At 39.8% G+C, this 17,570-nt stretch carries 14 protein-coding genes and 1 pseudogene; all 15 read right to left on the bottom strand.

Features of this window, described 5'->3' with window-relative positions; translation table 11 throughout:
* Positions 1–16: 16 nt before the first annotated feature.
* The 15 genes and pseudogenes from recJ to rimP all read right to left on the bottom strand — a co-directional run bounded on the left by recJ (position 17) and on the right by rimP (position 17,555).
* Positions 17–2,329, bottom strand: coding sequence for a single-stranded-DNA-specific exonuclease RecJ (gene recJ, locus AC3B6B_RS04950; RefSeq protein ID WP_489757562.1), 2,313 nt, complete (start codon positions 2,327–2,329; stop codon positions 17–19).
* A 12-nt stretch (positions 2,330–2,341) separates the two neighbouring features.
* Entirely contained in the window at positions 2,342–3,001 is a 660-nt protein-coding gene (locus AC3B6B_RS04945) for a class A sortase (protein ID WP_489757561.1), read from the bottom strand.
* Positions 3,002–3,058: 57 nt separating this feature from the next.
* A complete protein-coding gene (gene lepA / locus AC3B6B_RS04940) occupies positions 3,059–4,894 on the bottom strand; it encodes a translation elongation factor 4 (protein ID WP_489757560.1) in 1,836 nt (611 codons plus the stop codon).
* 394 nt (positions 4,895–5,288) lie between these two features.
* Complete coding sequence (gene dnaJ / locus AC3B6B_RS04935) at positions 5,289–6,425, bottom strand: molecular chaperone DnaJ (protein WP_489757559.1); 1,137 nt, start codon at positions 6,423–6,425, stop codon at positions 5,289–5,291.
* 207 nt (positions 6,426–6,632) lie between these two features.
* Positions 6,633–8,480, bottom strand: a complete 1,848-nt coding sequence (gene dnaK, locus AC3B6B_RS04930; protein ID WP_489757558.1) for a molecular chaperone DnaK — start codon at positions 8,478–8,480, stop codon at positions 6,633–6,635.
* Between the two features lie 27 nt (positions 8,481–8,507).
* Positions 8,508–9,116, bottom strand: coding sequence for a nucleotide exchange factor GrpE (gene grpE / locus AC3B6B_RS04925; protein WP_489757557.1), 609 nt, complete (start codon positions 9,114–9,116; stop codon positions 8,508–8,510).
* 11 nt (positions 9,117–9,127) lie between these two features.
* A complete protein-coding gene (gene hrcA / locus AC3B6B_RS04920; protein ID WP_489757556.1) occupies positions 9,128–10,204 on the bottom strand; it encodes a heat-inducible transcriptional repressor HrcA in 1,077 nt (358 codons plus the stop codon).
* A 92-nt stretch (positions 10,205–10,296) separates the two neighbouring features.
* Positions 10,297–11,241 (bottom strand): riboflavin biosynthesis protein RibF, encoded by a 945-nt coding sequence (gene ribF / locus AC3B6B_RS04915; RefSeq protein ID WP_489757555.1) that lies wholly within the window; start codon positions 11,239–11,241, stop codon positions 10,297–10,299.
* 7 nt (positions 11,242–11,248) lie between these two features.
* Positions 11,249–12,148, bottom strand: a complete 900-nt coding sequence (gene truB, locus AC3B6B_RS04910) for a tRNA pseudouridine(55) synthase TruB (protein WP_489757554.1) — start codon at positions 12,146–12,148, stop codon at positions 11,249–11,251.
* Between the two features lie 107 nt (positions 12,149–12,255).
* Positions 12,256–12,606 carry a 30S ribosome-binding factor RbfA gene (gene rbfA / locus AC3B6B_RS04905; protein WP_489757553.1) on the bottom strand — a complete coding sequence of 117 codons (351 nt, stop codon included), beginning with the start codon at positions 12,604–12,606 and terminating at the stop codon, positions 12,256–12,258.
* Positions 12,607–12,617: 11 nt separating this feature from the next.
* A complete protein-coding gene (gene infB, locus AC3B6B_RS04900; RefSeq protein ID WP_489757552.1) occupies positions 12,618–15,332 on the bottom strand; it encodes a translation initiation factor IF-2 in 2,715 nt (904 codons plus the stop codon).
* Between the two features lie 13 nt (positions 15,333–15,345).
* On the bottom strand, positions 15,346–15,651 hold the full coding sequence (locus AC3B6B_RS04895; protein WP_489757551.1) for a L7Ae/L30e/S12e/Gadd45 family ribosomal protein: 306 nt from the start codon (positions 15,649–15,651) through the stop codon (positions 15,346–15,348).
* Positions 15,648–15,956 carry an RNase P modulator RnpM gene (gene rnpM, locus AC3B6B_RS04890; protein ID WP_489757550.1) on the bottom strand — a complete coding sequence of 103 codons (309 nt, stop codon included), beginning with the start codon at positions 15,954–15,956 and terminating at the stop codon, positions 15,648–15,650. The genes AC3B6B_RS04895 and rnpM overlap by 4 nt, the downstream gene beginning before the upstream one ends.
* Before the next feature lie 24 nt (positions 15,957–15,980).
* Positions 15,981–17,063 (bottom strand): annotated as a pseudogene (nusA, locus tag AC3B6B_RS04885) (transcription termination factor NusA); the annotation flags it as partial.
* Positions 17,064–17,081: 18 nt separating this feature from the next.
* Positions 17,082–17,555 (bottom strand): ribosome maturation factor RimP, encoded by a 474-nt coding sequence (rimP, locus tag AC3B6B_RS04880; RefSeq protein ID WP_489757549.1) that lies wholly within the window; start codon positions 17,553–17,555, stop codon positions 17,082–17,084.
* Between the last annotated feature and the right edge of the window lie 15 nt (positions 17,556–17,570).

The raw sequence follows: 17,570 nt of genomic DNA, 5'->3' as shown, positions 1-17,570 counted from the left end.
CTCTCCTTCGATAGTTCTAACTTTGTAATTTAATAACATATTGCACTAATTGTTGAAAATCCGAATCAATTAAAGTCTGAACAATCTTTAGCTGGGCTTGATTTTGCTGATACAACGGTGATTCGTTCAGTTGTCGTGCCGGTATCGTAGCCGGCCATTTTAACAAGCCACTGTCTATTGTAACAAACTTCAACTCAGAAAACACTTTAATTATTAATTTAATTTGTGAATTATTTAGTTTCAAGTACCGCGCTACTACTGGTAAATCTTGTACTTGTAACTGCTGATGCGTCACTAAATATTTTAAAGCTAAATGCCATTGCTGTGGCGTAATCATCAATGGTTGCAAGCGATTTTTAAAAATAAAAATCAATTTTGATAATTGTGGCAACTTAACAATTAAATTTTCAAAATCCTGAATATGTTGTGGGCAATCCATTAAAACTGCCGTTTTTAATTGTTGTACTTCTGCTGAAGCTAAATAAGTCAAATAACCGGGCATTTGCTGTACAAAATGCTGGCGATTTTTTTCCTGGAAAAAAAGCAGCGGCGTGGCATTAGTTATTTGGCTTAACGAACTAATCCCGCGCGCATCAATAAATTGCTGTTGTTGTACCACCAGCTGCTCCAATTCATTGGCCAATTTGACATCGACTACTTTTAATTGCACTGTGGGTTGGCGATGCCAATTGTTAATCATGACCGTGCCATATAAAACTTGAATGGAACTCGTAGCTAATTGCTCCTTATACTGACCCCAATTGAACGCCAAACATTCGAGTTGTTGATCTACCAGAAATTTCAAATGCGTTTGCGTTTTTTTACCCAAAAATTCTACTTGAGCATGCTGAAAATTAATAATCTTGAACATGGGCTGGGAATTGCCCTGACCAAAAGGCGCTAATCGCCGCAGTTGTTTGTAAAAATCTAATGACAAATCCGTTGCCGCTACTGTTAAATCATACGTTTGTTGAGGCTTTTGCGTTAAATCTAATTGTAAAGCTTGCGGTAATTGATTTAACCGTTGCTTGAGTTGCTCTAACAAAGCTGCATCTAACGTTAAACCACAAGCCTGCGCATGACCACCAAATTTTTGATATAAATCGGCTTGACTTGCTAGCGCCGTATATAAATCAAACTGCTCATTACTGCGCCCAGAACCAGTTGCCACCTGGTGTTCATCAATGTGAAACACTAAGGTTGGACAACCACTTTGTTGTAAAACTTTACCAGCTACAACTCCTAAAATTCCCTGATGCCAATCTTCAGCAGCCAAAACTAAGACGTGTTGTCCCGCTGCCAATTGCTCTTGTGCCTGTTGCCAAGCAGCTGTAAATACTTCCTGTGTTAAATCTTTACGTTGCTGATTAAACTGATCAATTGTTTTCGCCAAACTTTGCGCTTGCTCTTCATCGAAAGTTAACAATAAGTCGACTCCTTTTTGAGCCTGGTCCAGCCGGCCTAACGCATTTAACCGCGGAGCAATTTGAAAAGCGACATCATCTTCATTTAAAGTAGACCAGTTCAAATGGGCCACTTTAGCTAATGCCGCTAAGCCGCTGCGTTCTTGAGTCTGCATTTGTTGTAACCCAAAAGTAACAATAATGCGATTCTCACCTACCAGTTCCATCACATCAGCTATCGTCCCGATTGCTGCCAAGTCTAATAAATCAACGGGGACTTCGTCTAACAAAGCACTCGCGACTTTAAAAGCTACTCCGGCACCCGATAGGTATGGACAAGGATATGCCGCCCGTTGATTGGTAGCTAAGGCTGGGTGCACAATCGCTAACGCTGCTGGCAATTGTTTCGGCAGTGTATGGTGGTCCGTAATAATAACATCAACTCCGTGCGCGTTCGCATATGCCACCTCTTGCACACCAGTAATGCCGTTATCGACAGTAACGATTAATTGGACTCCTTGAGCAATAAACTGTTGGTAACGTTCAAGGTTTGGACCATAACCATCTTGAAAGCGATCCGGAATAAAGTAATCCACTTGACCACCCAAATTAGTAATGGCTTCTGTCAAAATAGTCGTACTAGTAATTCCATCAGCATCATAATCCCCATAAATTAAAATTTGCTCTCCAGCAACAATTGCTTGAGTAATCCTATCTATTGCTGGCTGCATATCATGTAAAAGGTATGGGTCTGCTAACTGTTTCAGATCTGGTTGTAAAAATTGTTGAATTTCTTGACTAGTTTTGATCCCACGTTGATTCAGTAGTTGCACCACAAATAACGGCAACTGGAGTTTTTGAGCCAATTGCTTTAATTGAGCTGTTTGGTTCAAATCGGCTTTTTGCCATTGATATAGTAAACTCAAATTTTTTAACCTCTAATCAAAAATTGCTAAAGTTGCGCGATTAGCCACGCGGGCTTTAACCAAATTGCCTTGAACAATCCACCGATTCGCACCGCCATCGGCACAGGTAATCAAACTAATCATTTTCTGCTTACCTTGATCATCAATCCGCCAAGTGGCTTTGGGTGAAATAACTTGCTTTAAAGTAATTTTATACGTATAAACGCTGGATAAGTCGGTTATATAAATTAAATCCCCAATTTGCGTATTAGAAATTGGCGAAAACAAGGCGCCCTTTTGGGTCATATAATGACCAGCTAAAGCATAATTACCCTGCCCCATTTTTTCATCAGGTTTCATAGTGCCCGCTCCGGTCGCTAAAGCATTATCGTCAATTCCTTTAACAATCGGCAACTGTAAATTAACGGACGGAATAGCAATTTTGCCAATCATGGGGGCATTTTTTTGTACACTGGCTTTCGCCACTTGTTGCACACTAATAGATTTAACTTTAGAAAAATCAAAGGAAGCTGATTTTAAATTATTCTGATGAACCTGTTTAGCTGTCAAAGATGACAAACTTTGCTGTGATAATTGACGAACCATAAAAGACTTAATTTGCCCATTAAAAATTAATGCTAATGCTACTACCAAAATAATGAATGTTCCGCAATATTTTACAATTTTTTTCATGGCTTACCCCTGGACCTGCCTTTGAAGAATCAAATTAACTTTGCCAAAACAACTGAACTATTTTTGTAAATCATCATCATCCATTTGTAAAACTGCCATAAAGGCTGCTTGGGGAACAGTCACACTCCCCACTTCTTTCATGCGTTTCTTACCCCGCTTTTGTTTATCTAATAGTTTATTTTTCCGGGTTTGATCCCCACCATATAGTGGTCCGGTCACATCTTTACGATAAGCTTTCACAGTAGAACGCGCCACAATCTTATTACCAATCGCCGCTTGAATAGCCACTTCAAATTGCTGCCGGGGAATAATTCCCTTTAACTTTTGGACAATTTGCCGTCCCCGCCGATAAGCAAAATCTTCATGGACGATAAAACTTAACGCATCAACGGGTTGTGAATTCAATAAAATATCCATCTTAACCATTTTCGAAGGTTGATAGCCAATAATTTGATAATCTAAGGAAGCAAAACCACGCGTATTAGACTTTAAAGTATCAAAGAAATCATAGATAATTTCGGCTAATGGTAAACGATAAACTACATTAACGTGGTAATCATCCAAATAATCCATCGTATCAAATTGGCCCCGCTTGCGTTGAGCCAATTCCATCACTGCGCCGACATAATCTTTCGGAACCATAATTTCAGCTTTAACCATCGGCTCTTGAATCTCCTGAATTTCCGAAGGATCCGGCATTTGTGATGGGTTATCAATAATCTTCGTCGTTTGGTCCGTCAAAATTACTTTATAGTTAACGGACGGAGCTGTCATGATCAAGTCCAAGTTAAATTCCCGTTCAAGCCGCTCTTGAATGACATCCATATGCAATAAACCTAAAAAACCGACCCGAAAACCAAACCCTAAGGCTTGGGAAGTTTCAGGTACAAATTCCAGGGAAGCATCATTCAATTGTAATTTCTCTAATGACTCACGTAAATCGCCGTATTTGGCATTATCTACCGGATACATACCAGAATAGACCATTGGGGTAATTTGCCGATAGCCGGCCAAAGCTTGGGCGGTCGGCTGCTCAGCTAAAGTAATCGTATCACCCACTCGCGTATCTTGAACACTTTTAATACTAGCAGTAATATAACCGACATCACCAACACTCAAGAATTCCCGTGGAACAGCTTTGGGAGACATGACACCCACTTCTGTGACTTCAAAAACTTTGCCATTACTCATTAATTTAATGTGATCACCAACTTTGACTTGGCCATCGAAAATCCGCACGCTTAATACCACACCACGATAACTATCGTAAACAGAGTCAAAAATTAAGGCCTTTAACGGAGCCGTCAAATCGCCTGTCGGTGCTGGCACATCTTGCACGATCCGTTCCAATAAATCAGCAATGCCTAAGCCACTTTTGGCACTCGTTAATACAGCATTCTCGGCATCAATGCCAATCATATCTGTAATTTCTAATTTAACACGTTCCGCATCCGCCGATGGTAAATCAATTTTATTAATCACTGGCACAATCTCTAAATCATTATCAACCGCTAAATACGCATTCGCCATTGTTTGTGCTTGCACACCCTGCGCAGCATCCACTACTAATAAGGCACCTTCGCAAGCCGCTAAACTCCGCGATACTTCATAAGAAAAATCGACATGTCCGGGGGTATCGATTAAATGAAACGTGTAAGTATGCCCATCTTTAGCTTGATACTTCAATTCAACTGCGTTTAACTTAATCGTAATCCCTCGTTCACGTTCAATATCCATGTCATCCAAAACTTGATTTTCCATATCTCGTTGTGAGACAGTATCTGTTAATTCTAAGATTCGGTCGGCAATCGTCGATTTACCATGGTCAATATGAGCAACAATGGAAAAATTACGAATATATTTTTGTTTATTTTCTAAATCAGATTGTGGCATATTATTAATCCTCATTCCAAATTCACATTTATAGCTCTCTTGGTTTACTATATCAAAAATTTCCCGCTGACAAAAGACCATTCCCCGGCTAATCTCCAGCTCGTGAACACGATAATTGTAAACTAATTTTTTCTGCGACGCACTGACGTCTTAATTACAAACAAGGACCTAAAGCCATCAACAGCTTTAAGTCCTGCAATTAATTTGCAACTGGTTACTTGAGTAATCAATTTAATTTTTGATAAATTGTCACTAAAAATTGGGACGACAGTCGCACAACTCGCTTGAATGAACTAGTCTGCGCCTCAATTAAACAATTTACTTTTTGAAACACAATAATTAATTTTTTGAGCAAAATCGCTAACCTGATTGACTAATCGTGTAAACAGGTCACTTATTTAAACTTATCTTTCATATTGTCACGCATCCGCTCAAAGAAATTCCTGTCCTGTTCTTTGACCTTAGCACCACCTAATTGTGCAAAAGTCTGTAAGGCTTCTTTTTGTTTTTCATTTAAGTGCTTGGGGGTCACGATTTCTACGCGAACCTGTTGATCACCGACACCACCATGCAAACCGGGTACTCCTTGCCCTTTAAGTTTAAAGACCGTTCCTGACTGTGTGCCAGCTGGAATTCGCAATTCCACTTGTCCACGCACCGTTTTGACTTTAATCTCATCACCTAAAGCGGCTTGTGGGAACGAAATTGTTTCATGCGAGTAAATAGTCATATCATGCCGTTCAAAATGTTTGCTGGCTTCAACTTCAAACGTGACAAACAAATCACCATAAGGACCTTTATTATCACCAGCAGCCCCCTGACCATCTAAGCGCATCCGCTGCAAATTATCAATTCCTGCAGGAATATCAATTTCGACTGCATGACTTTTGGTAATCTTGCCTCGTCCATGGCAAGTAGGACACTTTTCTTCAATTTCTTGACCAGTTCCACCACAGACATCACAGACTTGTTGACTCTGCATCATCCCTAATGGAGTACGCTGGTTAACGGTAATATGTCCGCTTCCCTGACATTTATGACAAGTTTTGGGGCTTGTCCCAGCCTTGGCCCCTGAGCCCTGACAATCTGGACATTGTTCACTGCGATTGTAGCGAATCGTCTTTTTACCACCGAAAATAGCTTCTTCAAAAGTAATTTTCATCCGGTATTCCAAGTCTTGGCCCTTCCGTGGAGCGGTAGGATCAGCTTGGCGCCGACTGCCGCCACCAAAAAACGAGTCAAAAATATCGCCAAAATCGCCGAAGCCATTCGTATCAAAACCACCGAAGCCTTGACCACCGAAACCTTGGCCGCCAGCTTGCTGATCAGTGGAACCGTATTGATCAAACTGGGCTTTTCTTTGCGGATCTTTCAAGATTTCGTAGGCTTCATTAACTTCTTTAAACTTTTGTTCCGCATCAGGTGCTTTATTCAGGTCGGGATGATACTTTTTAGATAATTTACGGTAAGCCCGCTTAATCTCGTCTTCTGAAGCGTTGCGGTCCAGACCTAAAGTTTCATAAGGATCCATATCTGACTTAACCTTTCTTTCAATAACTAAAATTTTCCCAAAATCACAAACTAGCACTTTTAAACACTAAAAGAGTCAAATTCTAACGTCCAAACCTGGATTTAGTAATTTGACTTTTTTAGATACAAACTTTGAACTTTTAATCTAGGCCGTTAATTCTAACAAGTAGCTACACCCCAAATAATGGTTCCAAGTTAATTCGCGCTCTTATTTGTTTTTATCAGGGTCAACTTCCTTAAAATCGCCATCTACGGTACTATCGCCATCATTCTTAGCATCAGAATTATTAGCGTTCGCATCACCTTGGGCTTGTTGCGCATCTTGAGCTTGTTGATACAATTTCACTGATAAATCTTGAACAATTTTATTCAAATCGTCCTTCTTGGCTTTCATTTCTTCCAAATTATTGTCAGCTTGGGCTTTCTTCAAAGCTTCTTTTGCATCTGTAGCCTTCTTAATTTCATCTTCAGAAACTTTACCTTCTAAGTCTTTCAAAGTCTTATCAGTTGTAAAGATCAATTGATCAACTTCGTTACGGAGATCGGCTTCCTCTTTGCGCTTCTTATCAGACTCTTCATTTTCTTGAGCTTCTTTTTTCATCCGTTCAATTTCTTCATCGGATAAACCAGATGAACTCTTAATTGTAATCTTCTGTGATTTGCCAGTGCCTAAATCTTTCGCAGAAACATTAACAATTCCGTTTTTATCAATATCAAACTTAACTTCAATTTGTGGGACGCCTCGCGGAGCAGCAGGAATATCTGTTAACTGGAACCGACCTAAAGTCTTGTTATCAGCGGCCATCGAACGTTCACCTTGTAAAACATGAATGTCTACTGCTGGTTGGTTGTCCGCAGCTGTTGAAAAGACTTGTGACTTGCTGGTTGGAATTGTCGTATTCCGATCAATTAACTTAGTGGAAACACCACCCATTGTTTCAATTCCTAAGGATAATGGCGTAACATCTAACAAGACCACATCTTTCACATCGCCAGTAATCACACCACCTTGAATGGCTGCTCCTAAAGCAACAGCTTCATCAGGGTTAATCGAATGATCGGGTTCTTTACCAGTCCATTGTTTAACTGCTTCTTGTACCGCAGGAATCCGGGTTGAACCACCGTTTAAAATAACTTTATCAATATCAGAACTGCTTAAATCGGCATCTTTTAAAGCATTTTGTACCGGAATCTTTGTCCGGTCAACTAAATCAGCTGTTAATTCATTAAATTTAGCGCGCGATAAAGTAGTCTGTAAATGCAACGGGCCAGCAGGGCCAGCAGAAATAAATGGCAAACTGATTTCCGTTTCACTCACACCAGATAAATCTTTTTTCGCTTTTTCAGCAGCATCTTTCAACCGTTGTAAAGCCATCTTATCTTGTGATAAGTCAATTTGATTTTGCGCTTTAAAGTCAGCGACTAACCAATCCATAATAGCATTATCAAAGTCATCGCCACCTAAATGGGTATCACCATTAGTTGACAATACTTGGAAAACGCCATCGCCTAATTCCAAAACGGAAACATCAAAAGTCCCACCACCTAAATCGTAAACTAAGACCTTTTCATCGGCATCACTTTTATCTAAACCATAAGCTAAAGCAGAAGCTGTTGGTTCATTAATAATCCGTTTAACATCTAAACCAGCAATTTTACCAGCATCTTTGGTAGCTTGCCGTTGTGAGTCATTGAAGTAAGCTGGTACAGTAATTACCGCTTCAGTAACTTCTTCACCCAAATATTTTTCTGCAAAGTTTTTAATGTATTGCAAAATCATGGCCGAAATTTCTTGTGGTGTATATTCTTTGCCATCAACATTGACTTTATAGCCAGCTTCACCAATGTGGCGTTTGATAGAAGAAATCGTATTCGGGTTGGTAATTGCTTGCCGCTTAGCCACTTCACCAACTTGTGTTTCACCATCTTTAAAAGCAACTACTGATGGTGTAGTCCGGCCGCCTTCTGGATTAGCAATAATCTTCGGGTCGCCACCTTCTAAAACAGCAACTGCTGAATTAGTTGTTCCTAAATCAATTCCGATAATTTTTGACATTAATTAAACCTTCTCCATTAAATTAATTTATTGTGCCACAACAACCATACTTGGCCGCAAAACGCGATCTTTTAATTGATAACCGGCCTGTAATACTTGCACCACTGTGTCTGCTGGATGCTCATCATCACTTGCTACTGTTTGCACCGCCTGATGAATCGTCGGATCAAATTTTTCATTCAAAGCTTTAATTTCAGTAATATCATTTTCCGCTAATGCTTGCTTCAAATGTTTTAAAACCATCTGCACACCAGTAATTAAGCCGTCATTGGTCTGATCGGCACTACTTGCTTGTAGTGCACGTTCTAAATTGTCAATTGATGGTAAAATAGCTGTCGCTAACTTTTGTCCATCATACTTAATTAAACTAGCCTGTTCTTGTTGATTATGCTTTTTAATATTTTGAATTTCCGCTTGTAAGCGTAACTCCTGATCTTGACTAGCTTTTAAATCTTTTTCTAATTTTTGATTAGCATCTAATAGTTTGTCTACCACTTCATCAGCAGCTGGCTTGGCTGTGGCTGGTTCATCCTGATCTTTGCTGGATGCCACTTTTTCTTGATCATTAGCAGCTGCTTTCTTTGCTGAAGCTTTTTCTGAAGGAAACTCTTCCGGATCTATTTCGGGTTTCGTCATAAACACGCCTCCTAACTTGAATTACCATTTAGTTCTTGAAAATAATCAATTAACCGCTTTGCCAATTCATAACGTAAAGAGGTAATTAAACCAATCACTTGTGAATAAGGCATATTAGTGGGACCTAAGAGGGCAATTAAGCCATCACCGTGAACGCCCACACTATATTTGGCGGTAATCAAACTATAATTATTCAATATTTGCGGCGCTAATTCAGCACCCAAATGGACCTTAATTCCTTGATTATTAGAATCATCATCACTGAGATTCTGATCCATTCCCAAAAGCTTGGCTAAATTATGGTCACTGTCAAACAATGAATACAAACTCTTTAAACTGTCACTATTACGGGTATCAACGTAGTTAAATAAATTAGATTTACCGTCCACAAAGAAATGATCGGCGGCAACTTTATCTAAGATATCATCAAAAATTGACAAAAAACCATCTGGAGTCTGTAAATATTGTGCCACCAGTTTAGGAAAATCAGTCTTTAATCGCTTGGAAACCTCATTCAAAGTCTGACCTACTAATTGATCATTGATAATGCGTACGACCGCTTCTAAACGATCAGCTGCAATATCCGTTTCTAAGCGATACACTTGATTATAAACAGCTCCATCACTAGTTACCATAATAGCCATGACTTGACTGTTACCCAAGTCTACAATTCGAAAACCAGTTAAAACAGTATTATCACTCTCAGGTCCTAAAGCAATGGCCGTATAACTTGTCAAAGTTGAGAGAATTTTAGCGGACTGCGCAACAATCTCATCAATTTTGGTAAAGCGTTGTTTGGCAAAATCAGAATGAATGATTTCTGAAGTTTGCTCCGAAACATCTATCGGCGTTAACAGGTGATCCAAATAGTACCGATAACCACTATCTGAAGGCACCCGTCCTGATGACAAATGAATCTTTTCAATCAGACCCAAACTCTCTAAATTTGCCATGTCATTGCGAATAGTTGCCGAACTCACATGAATTGGTAACCGATCCATTAAAGCCTTCGAGCCAATAGGTTGCCCCGTTTCAATATATTGTTGAACAATTGCCTTTAAAATTGCAGCTTGACGATCAGTTATCAAACCAAATCACCTCGCTTTTAGCACTCTTGATATATCAGTGCTAACAATGTTAAATATAGCAAGCTATTAGCACTATGTCAAGTTAGTTGCTATTATTTTCTGAAATAATTTTCGGTAGCTTGCTGATCTTGTCGTAATTGCTGCACCAATGCCGGGGCGTCAGCAAATTTAATTTCGGGACGTAAATATTTTAACCACTGAATTTGGACTTCTTGACCATAGAGATCTTGATCAAAGTCTAAGAGATTAGCCTCTACTGTGACTGGATTATTGCCCCTTTTAAAAGTCACATTCCGGCCAACGGAAGTCATCGCTGGGAACCAGTCATCACCAACTTTGACTCGTGTGACGTAAACACCCAAGCTAGGAACTAATTGCTCTGCGCTTAAAGCTAAATTAGCTGTGGGAAAACCCAACTGCCGCCCCATTTGATAACCGTGAACCACTGGACCTTGGTTTTGGTAATTATAACCCAATAATAAATTAGCGTGTTGAATCTGATCCGTCTGTAACGCTGTGCGAATATTAGTAGAAGAAATTTTTTCATGATCGAAATTTAAAGAAGGAATCTCTACAATTTCAAAGCGTTGTTGGACTAACTGGCGTAAATACGTCATGGTCGCAATCTCTTTGGGGCCAAAGGTCCAATCAAAGCCGGCCACTAAAGTTGTAATATGCAAGCGCAACAAAAAATCTTCGACAAATTTTTGCGGTGCTAAATGCGCCAAAATGGGATTAAACTCTACTACATAGACAATATCTACTTGTAATTCTTGAAACAATTCTAGTTTGCGTTGAAATGGCGTCAGATACTGGAACGTTCCCGTCACTTTTTGCGGTTGATAAACTTCAATAGGATGGCGGTCAAACGTCAAAACTGCCGCTGGTTGTTGCCGCGTATGCGCCAGCCGTACTGCCGTTTTAATCACATTTTGATGGCCGAGGTGCACGCCATCAAAAAAACCCGCCGCTAAAACTTGCCGTGCCGGAATTTTTAACTGCTGCTGAAAGGGATATTTTAAAATTTGAACTTCCACGATTTACTCACCTATCATTTTTTAAAAGCATAATTTGCGGAACATAGTTCTGATTTTGTAAATGATACAATGCTTTGACTTGATGCTGCCAAATCAGTAAAACCTGTTCCTCAGTTGAAGGCAACTGAATAGCACCGCCGTTTTGCACCACTTGCCATTGCGCAGCAGTCAATTCATACAGTGGCATTTGGTCTGTAAAAGCTGCATTCAACGGCAAACAAAAATCCATTTGGCCTTGAGCCAACTGCAGTTTGATTTGTTCTAAAGTCCAAGTCTCCTGTAGTTTAAAACCACCACCATAAATTCTCGTTAAACGACTCATGTGCGCCGGCAAATGAAGATATTGCCCTAATTGCACGGCCAAAGTCCGAATATAGGTGCCTTTACTGCACCGCACTAAAAATTCACAAGTTTGTTGTTGTTGCACTTCATCAAATTGGCTGGCCGCTAATAAATCAAATTGTTTAATCGTTACTTGCCGAATTGGACGCTCCACTTCCTGATGAGCTCGGGCATATTCATACAGCCGTTTACCGTTAACTTTTACCGCCGAATACATTGGCGGTTGTTGCTGGATTAAACCCGTTAAACTATGCATTCCTAATTTAATCTTCTCATCGGCAATTGGTGCTCGTAATTTTGTCTGCGCAATGACTTCACCACTGGCATCTTCAGTTGTCGTCGCACTACCAAAAGTGATTTGACCTTGATAAACTTTATCAGAGTTCAAGAGCCAATTAACTAACTTCGTGGCTTGACCAACACAAACGACCAAGACACCATCGACATCGGGATCCAAGGTACCAGTATGACCAATCTTTTTTTCATGTAATAACTTCCGCAATTGGTACACGCAATCCGCACTAGTCACACCGCGTGGTTTATACAGGGGAATAATACCATTCATTATCATAACCTCATTAATAATTTAATTAACTAATTTAGTATAGCATTGCCTTAACTAGAAAGATTTCCCGCAATACAATTATATGTAACAAAAAAGCCGCTAAGCGACTATTTGTCTGATTCATTTAAATGGCGTAACAATTCATCAATATGCTCACCATACCGAATGGAATCATCTTGTTTAAAGATTAAATCTGGAGTTTTATAAATTGATAAACGGTGTCCTAATTCGCGCCGAATCAAGCCTTTGGCCTTATTCAAACCAGCAGTAGCTTTTTGCGCCGCACTAGCGGTCTCTGCCAAAACACTGAAGTAAATTGTAGCTTGCTGTAAATCGCCAGTTACCTCGACTCCCGTAATAGTTACTTCCTTGACACGCGGATCACGCACCCGTTTTAACAAAATATCATTAACTTCTCGTTGGATTTCTTGTTCAACTCGACCAACACGATATTTCATTACAACACCTCCTACTTGACAGGAACTTCTTGCATGACATAAGTTTCAATCTGATCATCAATCTTAATATCATTATAATTTTCGATCATCAAACCACATTCAAAGCCTTGCTTAACTTCCTTAACATCATCTTTAAAGCGTTTCAAAGAGGCCAGTTTTCCTTCATAAACAACAATTCCGTTACGGATTAAACGAACTCCGCTATCACGTTGAATCAAGCCGGTATCCACAATGCACCCAGCAATCGTTCCTAATTTAGAAACTTTATAAGTTTCCCGTACAGTCAAATTACCAGTTACCTTTTCTTCATAAACAGGCTCTAGCATACCCTTCATAGCTGACTCAATTTCATCAATTGCGTTATAAATAACATTATGCAACCGGATATCAACACTTTCACTATCAGCTTGAATTTTAGCTTGCACGGTTGGCCGTACATTAAAACCGATAATAATGGCATTACTTGCTGAAGCTAAAGTAACATCACTTTCATTAATTGCCCCTACGGCAGCATGGATAATATTGACCCGCACACCTTCGACTTCAATTTTTTCCAAACTATTGCGCAAAGCTTCCACAGAGCCTTGGACATCAGCTTTAATCACGACGTCGACTTTCTTCATATCATTTTGTTTCATGGTATCAAACAAGTTATCCAAGGTGACCGCGTTAGTCCGCTTGCGTTCTTCCATTTGTGCTCGTTCAGCACGTTCTTCACCAGCAGCCCGGGCTGTCTTTTCATCTTCAAAGACCACAAACTTATCGGCTGACTGTGGTACGTCATTTAAGCCAGTAATCATCACTGGTTGTGATGGTAAAGCAGACTCAATTTGCCGACCACGATCATCCGTCATCACCCGAACGCGACCAAAGGTATTCCCCACGACAATTGGATCACCCTTGTGTAAGGTTCCTTGTTGCACTAATAAACTAGCAACTGGACCGCGGCCTTTATCTAAGCGGGCTTCAATTACGGTACCCACGGCTTTTTGTTGTGCGTTAGCTTTTAACTCTAACACGTCAGCTTCTAATAAGACCATTTGTAATAATTCATCAATGCCCGTGCCTTGTTTAGCGGAAATATTAGCAAAGATGGTATCACCACCATAGCTTTCAGGAATTAAACCATAATTCATTAATTCTTCCGTCACATGTTGGGGATTAGCATCTGGTTTATCAATCTTATTAATAGCGACAATAATTGGATCATTAGCTGCCTTGGCATGATTAATCGCCTCAATTGTCTGGGGCATTACACCATCATCGGCCGCTACTACTAAAATAACAATATCGGTAATATCAGCACCACGCGCCCGCATGTTAGAGAAGGCTGCGTGTCCTGGGGTATCTAAGAAGGTAATTAAGCGACCATCTAATTGAACTTGATAAGCACCAATATGCTGGGTAATACCGCCCGCTTCACCTGCCGTGACGTGACTATGCCGTAAATTATCTAATAAAGTAGTTTTACCATGATCAACGTGACCCATGATCGTAACTACTGGTGGCCGATTAGTCAAATTATCAGTATTATTGACTTCATCTTCAAAGAAGGTATCCAAATCGGTAATATCTTCTTCAACCTTTTCTTGCGCATCAATGCCATAATCGGCGGCCAAAATTTCAATTGTATCTTTATCTAAGGATTGGTTTTGATTAACCATCACACCCAACATAAATAACTTTTTAACAATTTCAGCTGGTTCCCGATGTAAAATTTTACCTAAGTCTTGCGCATTCATGCCGACTGAGTATTCCAAAACCTCTGGTAACGGCCGTTCTTTCCGTTGTGGCATTGGCTTTTTCGGTTGACTAGCTTGTTGCTTGCGTAATTTACGCTTGTTTTTATGCTTGGGCCGATTGCGATAATCAATATGCTCATTTTTGCGACGATTGTTCGTAAACTCATGTTGTCGCTTATTATTATTATCCGAAGTAGTTTTTTCAGCAGTCGGTTGCGTTGTTGGGCGATTAACCGTTGGCTTTTGCGTCGTAGTTGGCTTCCGCGTAACTTGTTGATTACTACTATTATTCCGATTACGGTTAGCACTTTGACTGGAATGATTAGTAGTTGGTCTTTGTGAGCGTTGTTGAGTTGCACGCTCATTAGCACGCTTTGCTCTTTGCTCTTTTTGTCGCTGTTCATGATGCCGTGCTTGTTCGATTGATTCCACGGAAGCTTGCGCATTTTGTTTATATTGCGCTAAATGTTTCCGCCCCGCACTAGCCCGATTCATCATGGATGAACGCCGGTCATTATTTAAATTACGATTGCGATTATTAGTGCGCGAATTATTTGGTCGCGCATTCGTGTTATTACGATTTTGATTAGTACGACCTTGATTATTATTAGTCGTCACTGGACCACGACTGTGTTCATTATTTTGATGTGTACGGTGCTCATTACCATTATTATTATGGTTATTATTAGAATGCTGGTGGTTCTTCTTAACATCATTAGGTTTAGGCGCATGCCGGATAGCTGTAACTTTAATTTTTGTTTTTCCTTTACTTTTAGCATTAGTCGTATCTTTCGATACTGGTGATTGAGTTTTTGGAGACTGATTAGTTGAACGTACAATCTTAGTTAAATCATTTAATTGTGCATCATCTAAAACTGCCATATGGGACGAGATTTCCATATGATGCTTGCGGGCTATATCCACCAAATCTTTACTTGGAACATGGAGCTCTTTTGCTAATTCATAAACTCGTTTCTTTCCCATAAATTCACGCTCCTTAATTATTTGTTATTAATTCTTGAAATCGTTGAGCAAATCCCCGATCGGTAATGGCAATGGCTTTAGTTGCCTGACCAATTGCCTGACTGAGTTGAATTTGATTAAAGGTCTGATCAAATGGGATTTGCTGTCGCTTGAGGGTTGTTTGAAATGATTTTTGAGCCACAGCCCCAGTATCTGTTGCCAAAAAGACAAAATAGACCTGACCATTTTTCATGGCTTTTAAAACTAATTCTTGGCCAGTAACAATTTTACGGGCTCGTTTCGCCAGACCCAAGAAATTCAAAATACGTTGTTGTGTCAATGTTTTTTACCTAGTTCACCAAACAAATCTAACCGTGCTTTTTGATGATCGACATAATTATATAGCTCTTCATAAAACTCAGCTGTCAACTTCGTTTTTAAAATTTCGTCTAACTTATGATCTTTTTGTGCCTGCTTAACTGCTGCGGGGTCTAACCCCACATAAGCTCCGCGCCCTGGCTTTTTGCCCGTTTCGTCAACGCTAACTTCGCCGTCTTTGTTCCGAACAATCCGGACTAACAAACGTTTGGGGGCCATTTCATTAGTTAAGACATCTTTACGCATCGGTACTTTTCTCGTTTTCAAACAACCACCACCTTAATTCATTTAATCAAGATCCTCTTCATCGACTTCATCGCCTGCTTCATCAACAAATTCCACTTCTGATTCAGGCTTAATATCAATCTTAAAACCAGTTAATTTCGCAGCCAAACGTGCATTTTGACCGCGTTTACCAATGGCTAAAGAGAGATGATAGTCGGGGACAATGACAATACAAGACTTGGGATTCGTCTCATCATCAAATTGAACGGCAATCACTTCCGCAGGGTTTAAAGCATTGGCAATAAAATCAGAAGGATTGGGCTCCCATTTAACAACATCAATATTCTCGCCGTTTAATTCATCAACAATTGCTTGTACTCGCTGGCCTCGTGGTCCCACAGTCGTACCGACAGGATCAATATTTTCATCAGTTGACCGTACCGCAATTTTGGTACGATCGCCCGCTTCACGTGCAATCGAAACAATTTCCACGGTTCCATCATAGATTTCCGGAACTTCTTGTTCAAACAAGCGTTTCACTAGGCCGGGGTGCGACCGAGAAACGAAAATTTGTGGTCCCTTAGTAGTATTGTCAACTTTAGAAACATAAACTTTAATCCGATCTTGAGGTTGGTATGATTCATTCGGAATTTGATCTTTTCGTTCCATCACCGCCTCAACGCGTCCAAAGTTAATGTAGACAAAGCGATTATCGCGCCGCTGAATCACACCTTGAATAATTTCATCTTGGTACTGACTATATTCATTATAAATGTTATTCCGTTCTGCTTCACGAACGCGTTGCATCACCACTTGTTTGGCCGTTTGGGCGGCAATACGGCCAAAGTTTTTCGGAGTGACTTCTTCGTTAAGATGATCGCCTAATTCATAGCCACGATTCACCTGTTGAGCATCAGTTAAGCTGATTTCCAAACGTTGATCTGCTACTTGCTCCACCACTTCTTTGACTGTGTAAATATGAAAATCGCCTTTTTTATCGTCAAATATTACTTCGACATTTTGGGCTTGACCATAATTTCTTTTATAAGCTGATTTTAAAGCATCTTCCATTGCATCAATAATTAATTCTTTAGAAATACCTTTTTCTTTTTCTAAGGCATCTAGTGCTCCCACTAATTCTTTACTCATAACGTGATCTCCTTACAGTTAAAACTCAATTGCTAAACGCATTGATGCTATTTGTTGACGTGGGATAGCTATTACTTTGCGTTGCGCTTTAATCTTAACTTCCAACTTTAATTGTTGCTCGTCAAATTCTTTTAAAGTACCTTCAAAAACTTTTTGACCATTGAGCTTTTGATATAAACTAACATGAATGTATTGGTCCAGTGCATTTGTTAAATCTTGCTGCGTCTTAATGGGACGTTCAGCACCAGGTGAAGATACTTCCAAAAAGTAAGCATTAGGAATCAGTTCTGGGTCTTGAGCATCTAATTGTTCGCTTAATTCTTGATTAACCACAGCGCATTCTTCAATATCAATGCCCCCGTCTTTATCAATATACAGCCGTAAATACCAGCTACCTGCTTCTTTGACATACTCTAAATCAACTAAATAAAAACCATGATCAGCTAAAATTGGTTGGACTAAACTTTTAACTTGGTCAATAACAGAATTCAAATCAACACCCCTTTC

The organism is Bombilactobacillus sp. ESL1197 (genome assembly GCF_058107145.1).
The sequence above is the reverse complement of the archived record's forward strand: the minus strand, read 5'-3'. Positions and strand labels throughout refer to the sequence as shown.